The following is a 16,350-nucleotide window of genomic DNA, read 5'->3' on the forward strand; positions in this document are numbered from 1 at the left end:
TGTCGGGACACGGGTCCTGGTGCCAGAGTCACCGTGGAACGCAGGAACGCAGGAACGCAGGAACGCAGGAACGCAGGAACGCAGGGCCGGGCCGACAAGGACCCTGGAGACGGCCTCTTCCCACCCGTCCGGCATCCGACGCCACACGGCAGTCAGCGTTTGCACATGACGGGGCGCCGCAGGTCAGGGGCTTCCCCCGTGACTGCGGCGCTGGACGGGTCCCGGGGCTACTGCCGGCTGTCGGACCACGCCGTCCACAGCGCGGCGTAACGGCCGCCTGCCGCGATCAGTTCGTCATGCGTGCCGGTCTCCACCACACGGCCCTGGTCCAGGACGACCACACGGTCCGCGGTCGCCGCCTGCGGGAGCCGGTGGGCCACCATCAGCCCCGTGCGGCCCTCAAGCGCCTGTAGAGCAGCGGTCTCCAGGACATGGGCGCCCGCGCTGCCGGCGTCGGCGGTGGCCTCGTCCAGAATGGCGATCGGCTGATCGGCGAGCATGAGGCGGGTCAGGGCCAGATGCTGGGCCTGGGTCACGGTGAGCGTGTGCCCACCCTCTCCGACGACCGTGGCGAGGCCGTCGGGGAGCGCCTCGGCCCACTCCAGTGCCCCCACCCCGGCCAGTGCCGTGCGCAGTTCCTCGTCCGTGGCGTCCGGTCGGGCCAGCCGCAGGTCCTCGGCCAGCGGACCGGCGAACACATGCACCTCCTGGCTGATCAGCGTCACCGCGCGCCGTACGCCGGCCGGGCCCAGCTCCCGGGTGTCGACGCCGCCCAGGGAGATCGACCCGCCGCTCGGCTCGTGGACGCCTGCGATGAGCTTGGCCAGAGTGGTCTTTCCCGCCCCGCTCGCGCCCACCAGGGCGACCCGCTCTCCGCTCCGTACCTCCAGGTCGACGTCGTGGAGCACCGGGTGGCCGGTGACGTACGCGTGGCTGAGGGCGGTGACCTTGACCGCGCCGTCCACCGGTGCGGCCCCGCTGTTGCCGGACTCGGGCTCGACGGGCAGATTCGAGACGCCCACCAGGCGGGCGAGGCTCGCGCCCGCCGACTGTGCGTCGTCGATCAGGAAGAGCGCGGCGTTGATCGGGTTGAAGAGGCTGTGGAAGTAGAGGGCGGCGGCGGTCGCCGTGCCGATGCTCACCGACCCGTGGTCGACCAGGAGGAAGCCGGTGACCAGGACCGCCGTCAGACCGATGAACTCAGCGGCGTTGAGCCGGGAGAAAAAGCCGGAAACCAGCCGGATACCACGCAGCGCGAGGTCGACGGCGTCCCCGGACCGCTGCTCCAGCAGCCGTGCGTGCCGGTCGCCCAGGCGGAAGGCGCGTACGGTGCGCACGCCCCCGACGCTGTCGAGGAGTTGGTGCTGCAGCGCACCGCTCGCCACCCGGTGCGCGGCGTACACCTTCGCGGCACGCGGGATGTACCAGCGGACCGTGAGGACGTGGACGGGTACCGCCAGCAGCACGGCGAGCAGGAACCGCCAGTCCAGTACGGCGAGTCCGACGAGCGTCAGGACGATGGTCAGGAGTGCCCCGGCGAGCTCGGGCAGGGCCTGTCGTACGGCCTTGGCGATAACGGTGACGTCGCCGGTCACCCGCGATGTCAGGTCGCCCGAACCGGCCCGCTCGACGCGCTCGAGCGGCAGCCGCAGCGCGCGTGCGATGAACCGCTCGCGCAGGCTCGCGAGGACCGTCTCGCCGAGGCGGGCCACCAGGGAGGCGCCGATCGCGGTGGCGATCCCCCTGGCCAGGGCCACGGCGAGGAGCAGCACCAGCGGCACGGTCAGCGCGCCCGCGCCACGCCGCGCCACGACCAGGTCGACGATGCGGCCGAGCAGAGGGGCCGTCAGGAGCCCGACGCCCGTGCCGACGACCAGCACGGCAGCCGAGGCCAGCGCCAGCAGCCGGTGACGGCGCAGCAGCTCCGCTACGACGGCGAAGGTCTGGGCGCCGGTGGCGGTGGGGAGCAGCTCACGATCGTCCGTGGCAGGTCCGCTCATCTCACGTCCTTCTTCGCCCCTGCCGGGGCTGTTTCGGCCGGGGCCGGTCGCGCCGGGCCGGTTCGCGTTCGGGGCGTTCGTGCCGGGTCCGTCCGCGTGCCGGCCGTCGCGGGGCTCGATCACGGAGGGGCGGTTCACCGGGTCCGTCATGCCAGCACCGCCGCACGGTAGGCCTCGTCGGCGGCGACCAGTTCAAGGTGGCGGCCTTCCGCCGTCACCGCGCCACCCTCGAGCACCAGGACGCGGTCGGTCGCGGCGAGCAGGGCCGGGCTGGTGGTGACGAGAATGGTCGTGCGGCCGCTCCGGAGTTCCCTGAGGCGTGCTGCGATACGTGACTCGGTGACCGTGTCGACGGCGGTCGTCGGATCGTGGACGACGAGAACGGGGGGATCGGCGGCGAGAGCCCGTGCGAGCGCGACCCGTTGGCGCTGACCGCCTGACAGTGACCGCCCGCGTTCGGCGAGCAGGGTGTCCACGCCTTGGGGAAGCGCCCGTGCGACGTCGTCCGCCGCCGAGGCGGCCAGAGCCCGTTCGACGTCCTTCTCGGTGGGGTCCGTGCCGGCCCGTACGTTGTCCAGGAGGCTGCTCTCGAAGAGGGCGGCGTCGTGGTGGGCGACCAGGACCGCCCGGCGGACGGTGTCGGGGTGCAGCTCTGTCAGCGGCACTCCGTCGAGTTCGACCGTGCCTTCGTCGGGATCGAGCTCGCGGCCCAGGCACAGCAGGAGGTCGTTCGCCACGGCGGAGTCCTTGGCGACGATTCCGACCAGGCTGCCGGGGGCGATGTCGGCGTCCAACCGGCGCAGCGCACCGAGAGCGACACCTCGCAGGCGGAGGCGACCGGTCACCGGCTGCGGGAGGGTCTTCTGCCCGGCTGCCACAGCATGCGGTGAGGCAAGGACCTCGGCGACGCGGTCCGCCGAGGCCCGCCCCAGCGCGAACTCGCCGTTGACGAAGGTGAGCAGCTGGAACGGGCCGAGCAGGTACTGGGCGAGGCCGACCGCCGCCACGAGGTCACCCACGCTGATCGAGCCGCGCATCGCCAGATGCGCGCCCACAAGGCCGATGACCGCGATGAAGACGCCGGTCAGTGCGAGGATGGCGCCGTCGTGCCAGGCTCTGCTGCGGGCGGCCCGCAGGGCGGCGGCCAGCGACTCCTGACTGGTCCGCCGGTAGCGGGACACGGCGGCGGGCTCGGCCCCGATGCCCTTCAGGACGCGCAGGCCGGTGACGAGGTCGGCGGCGACGCCCGAAGCGTGGGCGGCACGCTCCTGTTCGGCCTCGCTGCGCCGCTCCAGCGGCCGGCTGATCACGTGGCCCAGCCACAGCAGGGGCGGGACCCCGAGCAGGACGAGGAGGCCCAGGGGCACCGATATGCGCAGCAAGGCAACGGCGCTGACGGCCAGTCCGGCGAGCGCCGAGACCGCATACGGCAGGGCTGCCGCGACGGCGCCCACCCGGGCGGCGTCGCCGGTGGCGACGGCGGTCAGCGCGCCGGGCAGCCGGCCCCTGTCGGCTCCGCCCCGAGGGTCCAGCACCTTGGCACCGAGATCGAGCCGGATGCGGTGGGCCGCGTGCTCGCCGGAGCCGTCCGTGATCCTCGCGGCGGTCCGGTAACACGTGGACAGGACGAGGAAGAGCACAGCGAGAGCCAGCAGCCAGCGCCAGAGCGCGGACGTGGATCCTGTCGCCACGGCTTCGTCGATGACCATGCCGATGACGACCGGCACCAGTGCCTCGCAGCATTGGTGGGCCATGCCGAGCGACGACGCCGTGACGACTCGGCGGCGCTGGCCCCTGATCGCTCTCCGGAGAACGTGGCCCCCCGTCAGTTCTCCATCGAGCATGCGGTACCTCCACGAAGGTGGTTGGCTAGTTAGGTAAGGCTACTCTAATCGCGCGTCCGTTCCCGCTGTTCGGCGGTGGTCCTGCCCGCGCGTTGACCTCCCTGCTTTGTTCGGTTAGCCTCACCTAAGTCGTGAGTTGTCGTCCGTATCTCACATCTTCTGCAGCTCGCGTGAACTGCCGCTAGGGGCCGGGGGGTTGTCTTTGTCGGTTGAAACCCAGGCGCCGCCCGGAAGGTTGGAGCCGGCCCCGGTCGTACCCGAAGTACGCCGGTCCGTGTCCGCGCTCCGGGGGCTCGGCCTGCTTCTGGCTCTCGCCGCTCTGGTCCTGGTCGGACTGCTCAGCGTCTGGCTCGGCACCAGAGGCATCCCCTTCACGTCGACGTGGAGCGTGCTGTGGAGCCCTGACGGGTCCGAGACCTCGGTCATCGTCCACGAGTACCGGATCCCGCGGACACTCCTCGGACTGCTCGTCGGCATCGCCCTTGGCCTGTCCGGCGCCCTGATGCAGTCGCTGACGCGCAATCCGCTCGCCGACCCCGGCCTGCTCGGGGTGAGCTTGGGCGCCTCCACCGGCGTCGTGGTGGCCATCGCGTTCTTCGGGATCGGCACCGCCCTCGGATACGTCTGGTTCGCCTTCGTCGGCGCGGCCGTCGCGTCCGTGGTCGTGTACGTGCTGGGCTCGTCCGGACGGAAGGTGGCCACACCCGACCGGCTCGTGGTCGCGGGAGCGGCGGTGACGGCCGTTCTGTACGCCTTCAACTCGGCGGTCCTGCTGCTCAATCCGCGGGCCTTCGACCAGTTCCGCTTCTGGACGGCCGGCTCCCTGGCGGGCCGCAGGATGGACGTCGTCCTCATCATCCTGCCGTTTGTGGCCGTGGGGCTGCTCCTTGCCCTCGTGCTGGCGCCCGCGCTCAATGCGCTCGCCATGGGCGACCAGATGGGGCGAGCCCTGGGAGTCAACGTCAACAGGACCCGCATCCTGGGGGCCGTCGGGGTGGTGCTGCTGTGCGGCGCGGCCACCGCCGCCGCCGGACCGATCGGGTTCGTCGGCCTGGTGGTGCCGCACGTGGCACGGTTCGTCGTCGGACCCGACCAGCGGTGGGTGCTCGCCTACTCGATGCTGCTCGCACCGGTCCTGCTCATCGGGGCCGACGTCCTGGGCCGAGTGCTCGGCGCCCCGGGCGAGGTCCAGGTCGGCATCGTCACGGCGTTCGTCGGTGCGCCCCTGTTCATCGCGCTGTGCCGCCGTCGAAAGCTGGTCATGCTGTGAGAGCCGTACAGGAGTCAGAGCCCCCCGTCTCCGACACCGGCCCGGCCGCCGCGACGCCCCGCGTCGTCACGGGCATCGCTGTGCGCACCCGTTCGGGAAGCTTCTCCGTACGGGTCCAGGGCCGGGCCGTGGCCGCGGCCGTGGTCCTGTTCGCCGCGCTCGTGGCCGTCATGGCGGTCACACTGACGACGGGGGACTTCGAACTGTCCCTCGGCGAGGTGGCCGACGCTCTGATCGGCCGCGGCTCCGGAGCGGCCGACTTCATCGTCAACACCCTGCGGATGCCCCGGCTGGTGACCGCCCTGTGCGTCGGTGCCGCCCTGGCCGTGAGCGGCGCCATCCTGCAGAGTCTGACCGGCAACTCGCTGGGCAGCCCCGACATCATCGGCTTCACGAACGGATCCGCCACCGGAGCGCTGCTGGTCATCGTGGTCCTGCACGGCAGCATGACCCAGATCGCGCTCGGCGCCCTGATCGGCGGCCTCGCCACCGCCGCCGCCGTGCATCTGCTCATGGCGGGCCGGGCACTGCAGGGGTTCCGGCTCGTGGTCGTCGGCATCGGCGTCAGCGCCCTGCTCCTGGCCGTCAATTCGTACCTGATCACCCGGGCCACCTGGCAGGAGGCGCTCGAGGCTCAGGCGTGGCTGCTCGGAAGCCTGGGGAACCGGCTGTGGGTCCACGCGAACGCCATCGGGCTCGCCGTCGCCGTCCTGCTCCCGCTCGCCCTCCTCCTGTCCCGCAGGCTGTCCATGGTGGAGATGGGCGACGACACGGCGATCGCGCTCGGCGTCGACGTGGCCCGCACCCGGGCGGCACTGCTCGTGATCGGCGTCGCCCTCGCCGCCTTCGCCACGGCGGTGACCGGCCCGATCTGGTTCGTCGCGCTGGCCGCGCCGCAGCTGGCGCGCAGGCTCGCCGGGACGTCCGGTCCCGCACTGCTGCCGTCCGCCCTCATGGGGGCCGTGCTGCTGGCCATCAGCGATCTCCTCGTGCAGCGCCTGTTCGCACCCGCACTCCTTCCGGTCGGCACGGCGACCGGCACCATCGGCGGGCTGTACCTCATCTGGCTGTTGGTCACCGAGTCCCGAAAGAGCCGCGCATGACTGGAACGACGGAGACGACCGTGAGGGCCGAGACGGCCCCCGCTGGGCACCGGGCCCCCCGGCTGCGGGCCGAGGACCTGACGCTGTCCTACGACCAGCGCACCGTGGCCACCGGCCTCGGAGTCGACATCCCGGACCGCTCCTTCACCGTGATCATCGGGCCGAACGCGTGTGGCAAGTCCACTCTGCTCAAGGCGCTCGCGAGGATGCTCAAACCCCGGTCCGGACAGGTCTACCTCGACGGCGCCGCCATCGCGTCGTACCGCTCCCGCGAGGTCGCCCGGCGCCTCGGGCTGCTCCCGCAGTCGTCGACCGCGCCCGGCGGGATCACGGTCGGCGACCTCGTGGCCCGAGGCCGCTATCCCCACCAGCGGCTGCTGAAGCAGTGGTCCGCGGAGGACGAGAGCGCCGTGACCGAGGCGATGCGCCAGACCGGCGTGCTCGAACTCGCCGAGCGGCCCGTCGACGACCTCTCGGGCGGTCAGCGGCAACGCGTATGGCTGTCCATGGTGCTGGCACAGCAGACCCCCATCCTTCTGCTGGACGAACCGACCACGTACCTCGACATCGCCCACCAGGTCGAGGTCCTCGAGCTGTGTGCGTCTTTGCACGAGCGGAAGGGACACACGATCGTCGCGGTCCTCCACGACCTCAACCAGGCGTGCCGTTACGCCACCCACCTCGTGGTGATGAGGGCGGGCGGCGAGGTCGCCGCCGAAGGCGATCCCGCGACGATCATGACCGCTGAGCTTGTCGAGGACGTGTTCGGCCTGCCCTGCCGGATCATCGACGACCCCGAGACCGGCACTCCTTTGATGGTGCCCGCCGCGCGTAAACGCCCCTTCACCGCCGCCGACACCGCCGTGGCCGACAGACTCTAGGGACGGAAGCCCATGCTCTGTACGAGGCTGACGAACGCTTACGTCCTCACCATGGATCCGGACCACCCGGTCGCCCATGACCTGGGCATCTGGCGCGGCCGGATCGTGGGCCTGGACGACGCGGTGACCTCGCTGCCCGCGCGCGAGGTGATCGACCTTCAGGGTGCCACGGTCCTGCCGGGCTTCATCGACAGCCATGTCCACCTGGCGTGGACCGGGCTGAAGGCGAGCACCCCGAGCGTCGCCCCCTGCAGACGGGTCGAGGATGTCCTCGCGGTCGTGCAGGAGGCTGTCGCCCAAAGGAGCACGCCCGGTGCCTGGGTGGACGTCGCCGGGTACGACCAGCGGGCCCTCGGCCGGCACCTTACCGCGGCCGAGCTGGACCGGGTCAGCGACGGCCGCAAGGTGTTCCTGATGCACGACTCCGGGCACGCCTGCGTGGTGAACAGCGCCGTCCTGGACCTGTTGCCCGCCGAAGTCCCGCACCAGGACGGCTTCCTGGCGGAGAGCGCCATGACGGCCGCACGGCGGCTGCGCCTGCCGTACTCGCAGGCCGAGCTCGCCGACGCCATCGAGCGTGCCGCCCGGATGTGTCTGACCGAGGGCGTGACCGCCTGCGCCGAAGCGGGCATCGGCGGCGGCCTCCTGGGGCACAGCCCGGTCGAGCTCGGCGCCTACCAACTGCTCCGGGACCAGGGCCGGCTGTCCCTGCGGGTCCAGCTCATGGCGGCCGGTGACACCCTGCGGCCGCTGCCCGCACACCGGGACGACGGCATCCCGCGGTCCCTGGACCTTGGCCTGCGCACCGGGTTCGGCGACGACTGGCTCTCCGTGGGCGCACTCAAGATCTACACCGACGGCGGCATGATGGCCCGTACGGCGGCGCTCACCTCCCCGTACGAGGGCATGACCCACACGGGCCAGCTCCAGCAGGACCCCGAGGCCCTGGCCGACCTCATCGTGGACGGGCACCTGGCCGGGTGGCAGCTCGCCGTCCACGCCATCGGGGACCGCGCCGCCGACATCGCGCTGGACGCCCTGGAGCGGGCCCAGCGGCTGCGCCGCCGGCCGGACGCGCGCCACCGCATCGAGCATGCCGGACTGATACGGCCCGACCAGCTCCCCCGCTTTGCCCGCCTCGGCCTCAGCGCCGTGATCCAGCCCAACTTCCTGCGTTACTTCGGTGACGACTACGCGGCGATCATGGGCGAGGAGCGGGCCGCGTGGATGTACCGGGGCCGGGCCTTCCTCGACCACGGTGTCACGCTCGTCGGCAGCTCGGACCGGCCCGTCACGGACGGATCGCCGCTGCGGGCGATCCAGTTCATGGTGGAACGTGCCTCCACGTCCGGGCAGATCATCGGTCCCGAGGAGGGCATCACCGTCGACGAGGCCCTGCGCGCCTACACGGTCGCAGGGGCGTACGCCTCCCGGTGGGACGACAGCGCGGGCACCCTCACTCCCGGCAAGCGCGCCGACCTCGTGGTGCTGGCGGACGACCCGCGCCGCGTCGATCCGTCCAGGATCGGGGACATCGAGGTCCTGGCGACGTTCGTGGACGGGCGGGACGCGAAGGAGGCGCACAAGCTGTGAGCACTCCGGCTGACAACCTCCGGCGACACGCGCCTCTTTGGGAGCCGCCGAGGACACCGGCGCGGTGGGTCATCTGGCACACGGGCGAGGACAGCATGGTCTTCGACACGAAGCTCAACATCCCCGCCCCCGTGGACGACGAGGTCCTCGGCGAGGTCGTGCGCCGGATGCGTGCAGCAGGGGCACCGGAGAGCAGCGAGTACCCGGGCCGCCCGTGCGGCTAGGGCCCTGTCCGGGCGATCTTGTCGGGCGACGCTCCCCCAGAGCTTCTCCCCCAGCTGCGGCACCTCGCTGTGTTGTCGGAGTCGCCCAAGTACGTCCGGTACGAGGGCGATCGCCCCCCAGCCTCCGGCCGGGCGGTACCCCACCGCCATGCGATGTGTCCCTTCGGCCCTGGCGGGCCCGGGGCCCATGCATCTGACGCCGCAGGCTGATCCTCGAAGATCGCCCGGACAGGGCCTGGCGACGAGCCCGGCGGACGCGGGTACGGTCCCGCTGCGTGTGGAGGACGCCGGTACGAACTGAGGCTCAACCTACTGGATCCGGCCCGTGGTTCGGCCGTGAGGATGCGCGCCTGACCGCCGGATCGAGGTGGAAGCGATCGACCGACTCCGGCGGGGCGTCGGGCAGATGCACGGCAAGGGTGACATCGCATCGGCGAACACCTTCGAGTCGATCCGGGCGGACGAGGAGCACCGCATCGACCACCTCGGCACGCAGTTGGACCTGATCGGCAAGCTCGGAGGGGCCCTCTGCATCGCTCGGCAGGTCGAACAGCCGGGTGGCTGACGGCTGATCGAGGTCCCTCGACCGGACCCGACTTGGTCAACAGCTTAGGTGAGGCTAACCTTGGTCTGACTGTTTCACCGAGGTGACGCGGCGATCGATCGCTTCCTCGCCCGGTGGAACCGAGGAAGGAACGCCTTGATCACGGCCATGCCGCGCCCCGGAACGCTGTTGTCCCGCGCGCCCCACCCGCCTTACCTGCCCCACATCCCCACGTTGTCCGTGCGCTCGGCCCGCCCACGGGACGCCGCCGCTCTCGCCGCTCTGTCACGTCCGTTCATCCGCTCGGGCGCACTGCGCGAGCGGCCGTTCCACGTCTACGCGTGGCAGGCGACCGACTTCCTGGTAGCCGAGGCGCCTGACGGCACCCTGGGCGGCTGCCTCGCGCTGCGCGTCGACCCGGACCCGACGCGCGACGGCCGCGCCCTCGGGGTCCTGTACAACTTCTGCGTCGCGCAGCACATGCAGGGGAGCGGTGTGGGCGCGCGGCTTCTGGGCGCCGCCCTGGCCCGTGGGCGGGCGCAGTCCCTGGACGCGCTGTTCACGGCAACGACCGGCAGCGGCCGTCTCTTCCTTCGGTACGCCTTTGCCCCGGCCTGCCCGAGCCTCGCCCCTGCGGCCTGGGCACGGTCCCTGGACCCCGCGCGGGGCGCCCGAGTTCTCGCCCGCGTCCTGTGATCGCCACATGGTGAGCAGCCACGACGAAAGGGCGGGGCCCGAGCCGGAACGGCTGGGCCCCGCCCTTTTCGCACCGCGTGGACGTCAGGTGCCGAGGACGGCCGGCAACGCCCCCACCAACTGAGCGATCTCCGTCTCCGTGACCGTCAGAGCGGGAGCCAGCCGCACGGTCCAGGCGCCGGCGGCGTTCACCAGGAACCCGGCCTCCTGCGCTGCCCGCTGAATCCGGGCCGCGACCGGCTCGGTGAGCGCGACTCCCAGCAGCAGCCCCATGCCCCGCACCTCGCGCACCAAAGGATGCTTCAGCTCCTCGATCCCGCGGCGCAGCAACTCCTCCGCCCGCACGACATGGAGGAGCAGGCCCTCGGCCTCGACCGTCTCCAGGACGGCGAGCCCGGCCGCGCACGCCACGGGGTTGCCGCCAAAGGTCGAGCCGTGCTGCCCCGGGCCCAGCAGTTCCGCCGCCGCGCCGAACGCCACCGTGGCGCCGATCGGCAGCCCGCCGCCCAGGCCCTTGGCCAGGGTCACCACGTCCGGGTCCACGCCCGGTACCGCCTGGTGCGCAAACCAGTGGCCCGTACGGCCGATCCCCGTCTGCACCTCGTCCAGCACGAGCATGCTTCCCGTGGAGCGGGTGATGTCCCGGGCCGCCCGCAGATACCCGTCGGGAGCCGGAATCACGCCCGCCTCGCCCTGGACGGGCTCCACGAAGACGGCCGCGGTGTCCGCCGTGACCGCGGCGCGCAGGGCCTCGGTGTCCCCGTACGGCACATGCGTCACGTCGCCAGGCAGCGGGAGGAAGGGATCGCGCTTCGCGGGCTGCCCGGTCAGGGCCAGGGCGCCCATGGTCCGCCCGTGGAAACCGCCCTCCGTTGCGACCAGGTGCGTCCGCCCCGTCCTGCGGGCGATCTTGAAGGCTGCCTCGACGGCCTCCGTACCCGAGTTGGCGAAGAAGACCCTGCCCGGTCTGCCCAGCAGTTGCAGCAGCCGTTCCGCCAGAGCGACGGCCGGTTCCGAGACGAAGAGGTTCGACACATGTCCCATGCGGGCGATCTGCGAGGCGACCGCGGTCACCACGGCAGGGTCGCCGTGTCCGAGTGTGTTGACCGCGATCCCGCCTGTGAAGTCCGTGTACGCGCGCCCCGATTCGTCCCGGACGGTGCGGCCGTCGCCGCTGACCAGAGCCAGCGGGGAGTGCCGTAGGTGTCCATCTTCTTCGGATTCCCTCCCCGCCTTCAGGTGGGGAGGGAATCCGATCTCGGAACTGCTCTAACCCGCAGGCTAGAGCGGACGCTTTTGCTGCTCGATGTACTGCTTGACGATCGCCAGTGGCGCGCCACCGCAGGACCCGGCGAAGTAGGAACCCGACCAGAACCGGCCGTGCATGATGAAGCGGTTGACGTGGCCGGTGAACTCCTGCCGCAGGTAGCGGGAGGACACGCCCTTGAGCGAGTTCACCAGGGCCGACAGGGCGACCTTCGGCGGGTAGTGCACCAGGAGGTGCACATGATCCTCTTCGCCGTTGAACTCGATCAGGTCCGCGCCGAAGTCGGTGCAGACGTTCCGCATGATCTCTTCGCAGCGCGTCAGCATGTCGTCGTTGAAGACTTCACGCCGGTACTTGGTAACGAACACCAAGTGGGCGTGCAGGTTGTAGACGACGTGACGGCCCCGGCGGATATCGGTGTTTGGATCCCAGCGCGGTGACATGAACCAAGTGTAGTAGGATCAAGGAGCTCGACCGGGAGGGGGTGGGCTGGGTGATCCGTGCGTACAAGTTCCTCATGCGGCCCACCGTGGGCCAGCAAGCCGCCCTGGGCGAGATGCTGCGCGATCACTGCTCCCTCTACAACGGGGCCTTGCAAGAACGTCGCGACGCCTACCGACACGCCTCGAAGACGAGCGTGAAGTACGGGCAGCAGTCCGGACAGCTCAAGGACATCCGGGCTTTCGACCCCGAGCGGCAGGGCCGCTGGTCCTTCTCCTCGCAGCAGGCGACGTTGCGCCGGTTAGACAAGGCGTTTGCCGCGTTCTTCCGTCGGATCAAAGCCGGGGACAAGCCCGGGTACCCGCGCTTCCGTGGGGTGAACTGGTTCGACACGGTGGAATTCCCCAAGGACGGGGACGGCTGCCGGTGGGACTCCATCCCGCACGACCCCGTGACCCGGGTCCGCTTCCAGGGCGTTGGGCACGTCAAGGTCAACCAGCACCGCGCGGTGATCGGCAAGGTCAAGACCGTGTCGGTCAAGCGTGAGGGCCGTAAGTGGTTCGTCGTGCTGACCGCCGAGCAGCCTCAGCCCGAGCCGCTGCCCGCGACCGGCTCAGTAGTCGGCATCGACCTCGGTATCGCCTCATTCCTCACCGACTCCAACGGCGTACACGTCGCCAACCCGCGCCACGCACGCAAGGCCGCCGCGAAGCTCGAAGTCGCGCAGCAGGCCCTGAGCCGCTTCCCGCGCTGCAGGGCCAAGGACCGCACCCGCAACCACCAGCGCGCCGTGGACAAGGTCGCCCAGCTTCACCGCAAGGTACGCCGCCAGCGGCTCGACCACGCGCACAAGACCGCGCTCAGCCTGGTCCGTGAGCACGACTTCATCGCGCACGAAGACCTCAAGGTCCGCAACATGAGCAGGGCTCCCGCGCCGAAGCCCGACCCCGGGCAGCCGGGCATCTTCCTGCCGAACGGGGCCGCGAGCAAGGCCGGGCTGAACCGTTCGATCGCTGATGCCGGTTGGGGGGTGTTCCTCGCGATCCTGAACGCAAAGGCTGAAAGCGCCGGGCGGGAAGTGATGGCCGTGGACCCCCGCAACACCTCCCGCACGTGCCCCGAATGCGGGCACACCGCTAAGGAGAACCGGCCCGCCCAGGAAAAGTTCCGCTGCCTCTCGTGCGGTCACCGGGCACACGCTGACCTCGTCGGAGCAACCAACGTTCTACGGGCCGGGCTGGTCCGTCGCGACGCCAACCAGGCATAGCGAGAAGCCACCCCGTTTACGGGGTGGAGGAGTCACCATCACCGCTCGCCAGCGGTCGGTCCGCGGCGCGGCGTCGGCAGCGGTCATGCGCCCGTCTCCTCGCTGTCGGGTACGACCGTGGTGCCCGGGCTCTTCTCGGTGAAGACGCCGCGCAACACCGCGTGCGGAACCCGTCCGTCGAGCACGTGCGCCCGGCCGACTCCCGAGCGGACCGCCCGCAGACAGCCCTCCATCTTCGGGAGCATCCCGCTAGCGAGGCCCGGCAGCAGCCTGTCCAGCTCACCGGCAGTCAGGTGCTCGATCACCTCGGTGCTGTGCGGCCAGTCTGCGTACAGGCCCTCCACGTCCGTCAGCATCACCAGACGCTCCGCGCCGAGCGCGACGGCCAGCGCGGACGCCGCGAGATCCGCGTTGACGTTGTAGACCTGCCCGTCCGTGCCGCGCGCGACCGGCGAGATCACCGGGATGCGGCCCTGCTCCAGCAGCGCCCGTACGGTATCGGGGTTCACGGCCACGATCTCGCCGACCAGGCCGATGTCCACCGGCCGGCCGTCCACCAGGGCGGCGCGCCGCACCGCGGTCATCGTGTGCGCGTCCTCGCCCGACATGCCCACGGCGAACGGCCCGTGGGCGTTGACGGCACCGACGAGCTCACGCTGGACCTGACCTGTCAGCACCATACGGACCACGTCCATGGTCTCCGGAGTCGTCACCCTCAGGCCGGCCTCGAAGCGGACCTCCAGGTCGAGCCGGGCAAGCATCGCGCTGATCTGCGGTCCGCCGCCGTGCACGACGACGGGATGCAGCCCCGCATGCCACAGCTCCACCACGTCCTGGGCGAATGTCCGGTGGAGCGCGGGATCCACCATGGCGTTGCCGCCGAACTTGATGACGACCGTCCGGCCCTGGAGTTCCTCCTGCCAGGGAAGGTCCCCTGCGGGCAGGTCCGCCGCGGCCACGTGCTGTTCGACAGGAGCCTTCATCCCTGTACCGGTCCCATTCATGAGCTGTAGGCGCTGTTCTCGTGGACGTACTCGGCGGTGAGGTCGTTGGTCCAGATGACCGCCGAGTCGTTGCCGGAGCGCAGATCGACGGTGACGGCGACCAGGCGCCCCGAGAGATCGGCCTTGTCGCGGGGCTCTGCGGCCGCGCCGTCCCGGCAGACCCAGACGCCGTTGATCGCCACGTCCAGGCGGTCCGGGTCGAAGACGGCGTCCGTCGTGCCGATCGCCGACAGCATCCGGCCCCAATTCGGGTCCTCTCCGTGCAGCGCGCACTTGAGGAGGTTGTTCCGGGCCACCGACCGGCCCACCGTCACTGCGTCCTCCTCGGACGCCGCGCCGACGACGGCCACTTCGATCTCCTTCGACGCGCCCTCGGCGTCCGCCACCAACTGACGCGCCAGGTCGAGGCACACCGCGTGCACGGCTTCGGCGAACTCCCCGTCGTCCGGGGTCACGCCGGAGGCGCCCGACGAGAGCAGGAGCACGGTGTCGTTGGTGGACATACAGCCGTCCGAGTCCACCCGGTCGAAGGTGGTACGTACGGCGGCGCGCAGCGCGGAGTCGAGGGCCGGGCCGTCGACCTCGGCGTCCGTGGTGAGGACCACCAGCATGGTGGCCAGCCCGGGCGCCAGCATCCCCGCGCCTTTCGCCATACCGCCGACGGTCCATCCGGACCGGGTCGCCACTGCGGTCTTGTGCACGGAGTCCGTCGTCCTGATCGCCACGGCCGCGTCCTCGCCGCCGTCGGCCGACAGCCGGCGGGCCGCGGTGTCGATGCCCGCCGTGACCCGGTCCATCGGCAGCGGTACGCCGATGAGCCCGGTCGAGCACACCGCCACGTCGTGCGCGTCCGCCCCGACCGCCCGGGCCGTGCGCTCGGCCATCAGACGCGTGTCCTCGATTCCGGCCGGGCCGGTACACGCGTTGGCGCCCCCGGAGTTGAGGACCACCGCCGAGAGCCGACGGTCCGCCAGCATCTGGCGTGACCAGCGCACCGGCGCCGCCTGTACCCGGTTCGAGGTGAAGACCCCGGCGGCGGCACGGGACGGCCCCTGGTTCACGACCAGGGCCAGGTCGGGATCGCCGGATTCCTTGATGCCGGCGGCCACACCGCTCGCAAGGAACCCTTGGGCAGCGGTCACGGTCACGGAGCCACTCCATTCGTGGGCAGGCCCAGCCACTCCGGCAGGCCGAGGGCGACATTCATGCTCTGCACCGCGCCACCCGCAGTGCCTTTCACCAGGTTGTCGATCGCGCTCACGCAGACCAGACGGCCGGCGGCCGGATCCACGGCCACCTGCACCTGCGCGGTGTTGGAGCCGAGGACGGAGCCGGTGGAGGGCCACCGGCCGGGCGGCAACAGCCGGACGAACGGCTCGTCGGCGTACGCCGCTTCGAAGACCGCGCGCACCTCGTCCGTACCGCCGTCGACGGCCACGCCGGTGCGCAGGCGGGCCGAGCAGGTGGCCAGAATGCCGCGTGGCATGGGCGCCAGCGTCGGGGTGAAGGACACGGTGACCCGCTCGCCCGCCACGCGCGACAGGTTCTGCGTCAGCTCCGGGGTGTGGCGATGGACCCCACCGACGCCGTACGGGGTCATCGAGCCCATCACCTCGGCGCCCAGCAGGTGCGCTTTGGCCGCCCGGCCCGCGCCCGAGGTTCCGCTGGCCGCCACGATCACGGCTTCGGGCTCGACCAGCCCGGCCGCGTAGGCCGGGAACAGTGCCAGGGTGACCGCCGTCGGGAAGCACCCCGGTACCGCGATCCGGCTCGCGCCGCTCAGTTCGTCCCGGGCGCCGGGCAGTTCGGGCAGTCCGTACGGCCAGGTCCCGGCGTGCTCGCAGCCGTAGAAGCGTTCCCAGTCGTCGGGGTCACGCAGACGGAAGTCCGCGCCGCAGTCCACGATCAGGGTGTCCTTCTCCAGCCGGCGGGTCAGCCGAGCCGATTCACCGTGCGGGAGAGCGAGGAACACCACGTCGTGCCCGCGCAGGGTGCCCGCCGAAGTCTCCTCGAGCGTCCGGTCCGCGAGAGCGGACAGCTGCGGCTGCGCCTCGCCGAGCGCTTGGCCGACGCGGCTGTGTGCCGTCACGGAACCGATCTCCACGCCGGGATGTGAGTCCAGCAGGCGCAGGATCTCGCCGCCGGCATAGCCACTGGCTCCGGCTACCGCGACCCGTACGGTCATGTTCTTCCGTCTTTCCTGTCAGATGGGGACA

At 71.2% G+C, this 16,350-nt stretch carries 13 protein-coding genes and 2 pseudogenes; 8 read left to right on the top strand and 7 right to left on the bottom strand.

Annotated elements, in window-relative coordinates; translation table 11 throughout:
* Positions 1-227 precede the first annotated feature (227 nt).
* The gene (locus tag ABZ208_RS05635) at positions 228-2,000 is read right to left on the bottom strand and encodes an ABC transporter ATP-binding protein (RefSeq protein ID WP_356908291.1); all 1,773 of its coding nucleotides are present in this window, start codon (positions 1,998-2,000) and stop codon (positions 228-230) included.
* A 146-nt stretch (positions 2,001-2,146) separates the two neighbouring features.
* Positions 2,147-3,844 (bottom strand): ABC transporter ATP-binding protein, encoded by a 1,698-nt coding sequence (locus ABZ208_RS05640; protein WP_356908292.1) that lies wholly within the window; start codon positions 3,842-3,844, stop codon positions 2,147-2,149.
* Between the two features lie 274 nt (positions 3,845-4,118).
* Between ABZ208_RS05640 and ABZ208_RS05645 the strand changes: the two genes are divergently transcribed.
* The 7 genes and pseudogenes from ABZ208_RS05645 to ABZ208_RS05675 all read left to right on the top strand — a co-directional run bounded on the left by ABZ208_RS05645 (position 4,119) and on the right by ABZ208_RS05675 (position 10,155).
* Positions 4,119-5,114, top strand: coding sequence for an iron chelate uptake ABC transporter family permease subunit (locus ABZ208_RS05645; protein WP_356908293.1), 996 nt, complete (start codon positions 4,119-4,121; stop codon positions 5,112-5,114).
* Positions 5,111-6,217 (top strand): iron chelate uptake ABC transporter family permease subunit, encoded by a 1,107-nt coding sequence (locus tag ABZ208_RS05650; protein ID WP_356908294.1) that lies wholly within the window; start codon positions 5,111-5,113, stop codon positions 6,215-6,217. The genes ABZ208_RS05645 and ABZ208_RS05650 overlap by 4 nt, the downstream gene beginning before the upstream one ends.
* A complete protein-coding gene (locus ABZ208_RS05655) occupies positions 6,214-7,098 on the top strand; it encodes an ABC transporter ATP-binding protein (RefSeq protein WP_356908295.1) in 885 nt (294 codons plus the stop codon). Before ABZ208_RS05650 ends, ABZ208_RS05655 begins: the two co-directional genes overlap by 4 nt.
* A gap of 12 nt (positions 7,099-7,110) precedes the next feature.
* Positions 7,111-8,691: an amidohydrolase gene (locus tag ABZ208_RS05660; RefSeq protein ID WP_356908296.1), complete on the top strand. Its 1,581-nt coding sequence runs from the start codon at positions 7,111-7,113 to the stop codon at positions 8,689-8,691.
* Positions 8,688-8,915 (top strand): hypothetical protein, encoded by a 228-nt coding sequence (locus ABZ208_RS05665; RefSeq protein WP_356908297.1) that lies wholly within the window; start codon positions 8,688-8,690, stop codon positions 8,913-8,915. The genes ABZ208_RS05660 and ABZ208_RS05665 overlap by 4 nt, the downstream gene beginning before the upstream one ends.
* Before the next feature lie 352 nt (positions 8,916-9,267).
* Positions 9,268-9,480 (top strand): annotated as a pseudogene (locus ABZ208_RS05670) (bacterioferritin); the annotation flags it as partial.
* Positions 9,481-9,645: 165 nt separating this feature from the next.
* Positions 9,646-10,155 carry a GNAT family N-acetyltransferase gene (locus tag ABZ208_RS05675; protein WP_356908341.1) on the top strand — a complete coding sequence of 170 codons (510 nt, stop codon included), beginning with the start codon at positions 9,646-9,648 and terminating at the stop codon, positions 10,153-10,155.
* Positions 10,156-10,239: 84 nt separating this feature from the next.
* Here the strand turns inward: ABZ208_RS05675 and ABZ208_RS05680 are convergent.
* Both ABZ208_RS05680 and tnpA read right to left on the bottom strand, forming a co-directional pair.
* A pseudogene (locus ABZ208_RS05680) lies at positions 10,240-11,366 on the bottom strand (acetylornithine transaminase).
* A 70-nt stretch (positions 11,367-11,436) separates the two neighbouring features.
* Positions 11,437-11,865, bottom strand: coding sequence for an IS200/IS605 family transposase (gene tnpA, locus ABZ208_RS05685; protein WP_356908298.1), 429 nt, complete (start codon positions 11,863-11,865; stop codon positions 11,437-11,439).
* 50 nt (positions 11,866-11,915) lie between these two features.
* Between tnpA and ABZ208_RS05690 the strand changes: the two genes are divergently transcribed.
* A complete protein-coding gene (locus tag ABZ208_RS05690; protein WP_356908299.1) occupies positions 11,916-13,130 on the top strand; it encodes a transposase in 1,215 nt (404 codons plus the stop codon).
* A gap of 83 nt (positions 13,131-13,213) precedes the next feature.
* Here ABZ208_RS05690 and argB read toward each other — a convergent pair whose 3' ends face one another.
* Genes argB through argC form a run of 3 tightly spaced genes read right to left on the bottom strand, consistent with a single transcriptional unit; the run spans position 13,214 to position 16,319 of the window.
* Positions 13,214-14,113, bottom strand: coding sequence for an acetylglutamate kinase (gene argB, locus ABZ208_RS05695; protein ID WP_356908300.1), 900 nt, complete (start codon positions 14,111-14,113; stop codon positions 13,214-13,216).
* Positions 14,114-14,130: 17 nt separating this feature from the next.
* The gene (gene argJ, locus ABZ208_RS05700; RefSeq protein WP_356908301.1) at positions 14,131-15,282 is read right to left on the bottom strand and encodes a bifunctional glutamate N-acetyltransferase/amino-acid acetyltransferase ArgJ; all 1,152 of its coding nucleotides are present in this window, start codon (positions 15,280-15,282) and stop codon (positions 14,131-14,133) included.
* Positions 15,279-16,319 (bottom strand): N-acetyl-gamma-glutamyl-phosphate reductase, encoded by a 1,041-nt coding sequence (argC, locus tag ABZ208_RS05705; RefSeq protein ID WP_356908302.1) that lies wholly within the window; start codon positions 16,317-16,319, stop codon positions 15,279-15,281. The genes argJ and argC overlap by 4 nt, the downstream gene beginning before the upstream one ends.
* Between the last annotated feature and the right edge of the window lie 31 nt (positions 16,320-16,350).

Origin of the sequence: Streptomyces sp. NPDC006208 (genome assembly GCF_040613775.1) — a bacterium.
GTDB lineage: Bacteria > Actinomycetota > Actinomycetes > Streptomycetales > Streptomycetaceae > Streptomyces.

Coding starts and splice junctions, on each gene's coding strand:
- ABZ208_RS05660 (WP_356908296.1), top strand. CDS start 7,111: ATGCTCTGTACGAGGCTGACGAACGCTTACGTCCTCACCATGGATCCG.
- argC (WP_356908302.1), bottom strand. CDS start 16,319: ATGACCGTACGGGTCGCGGTAGCCGGAGCCAGTGGCTATGCCGGCGGC.
- ABZ208_RS05655 (WP_356908295.1), top strand. CDS start 6,214: ATGACTGGAACGACGGAGACGACCGTGAGGGCCGAGACGGCCCCCGCT.
- tnpA (WP_356908298.1), bottom strand. CDS start 11,865: ATGTCACCGCGCTGGGATCCAAACACCGATATCCGCCGGGGCCGTCAC.
- argB (WP_356908300.1), bottom strand. CDS start 14,113: ATGAAGGCTCCTGTCGAACAGCACGTGGCCGCGGCGGACCTGCCCGCA.
- ABZ208_RS05640 (WP_356908292.1), bottom strand. CDS start 3,844: ATGCTCGATGGAGAACTGACGGGGGGCCACGTTCTCCGGAGAGCGATC.
- ABZ208_RS05635 (WP_356908291.1), bottom strand. CDS start 2,000: ATGAGCGGACCTGCCACGGACGATCGTGAGCTGCTCCCCACCGCCACC.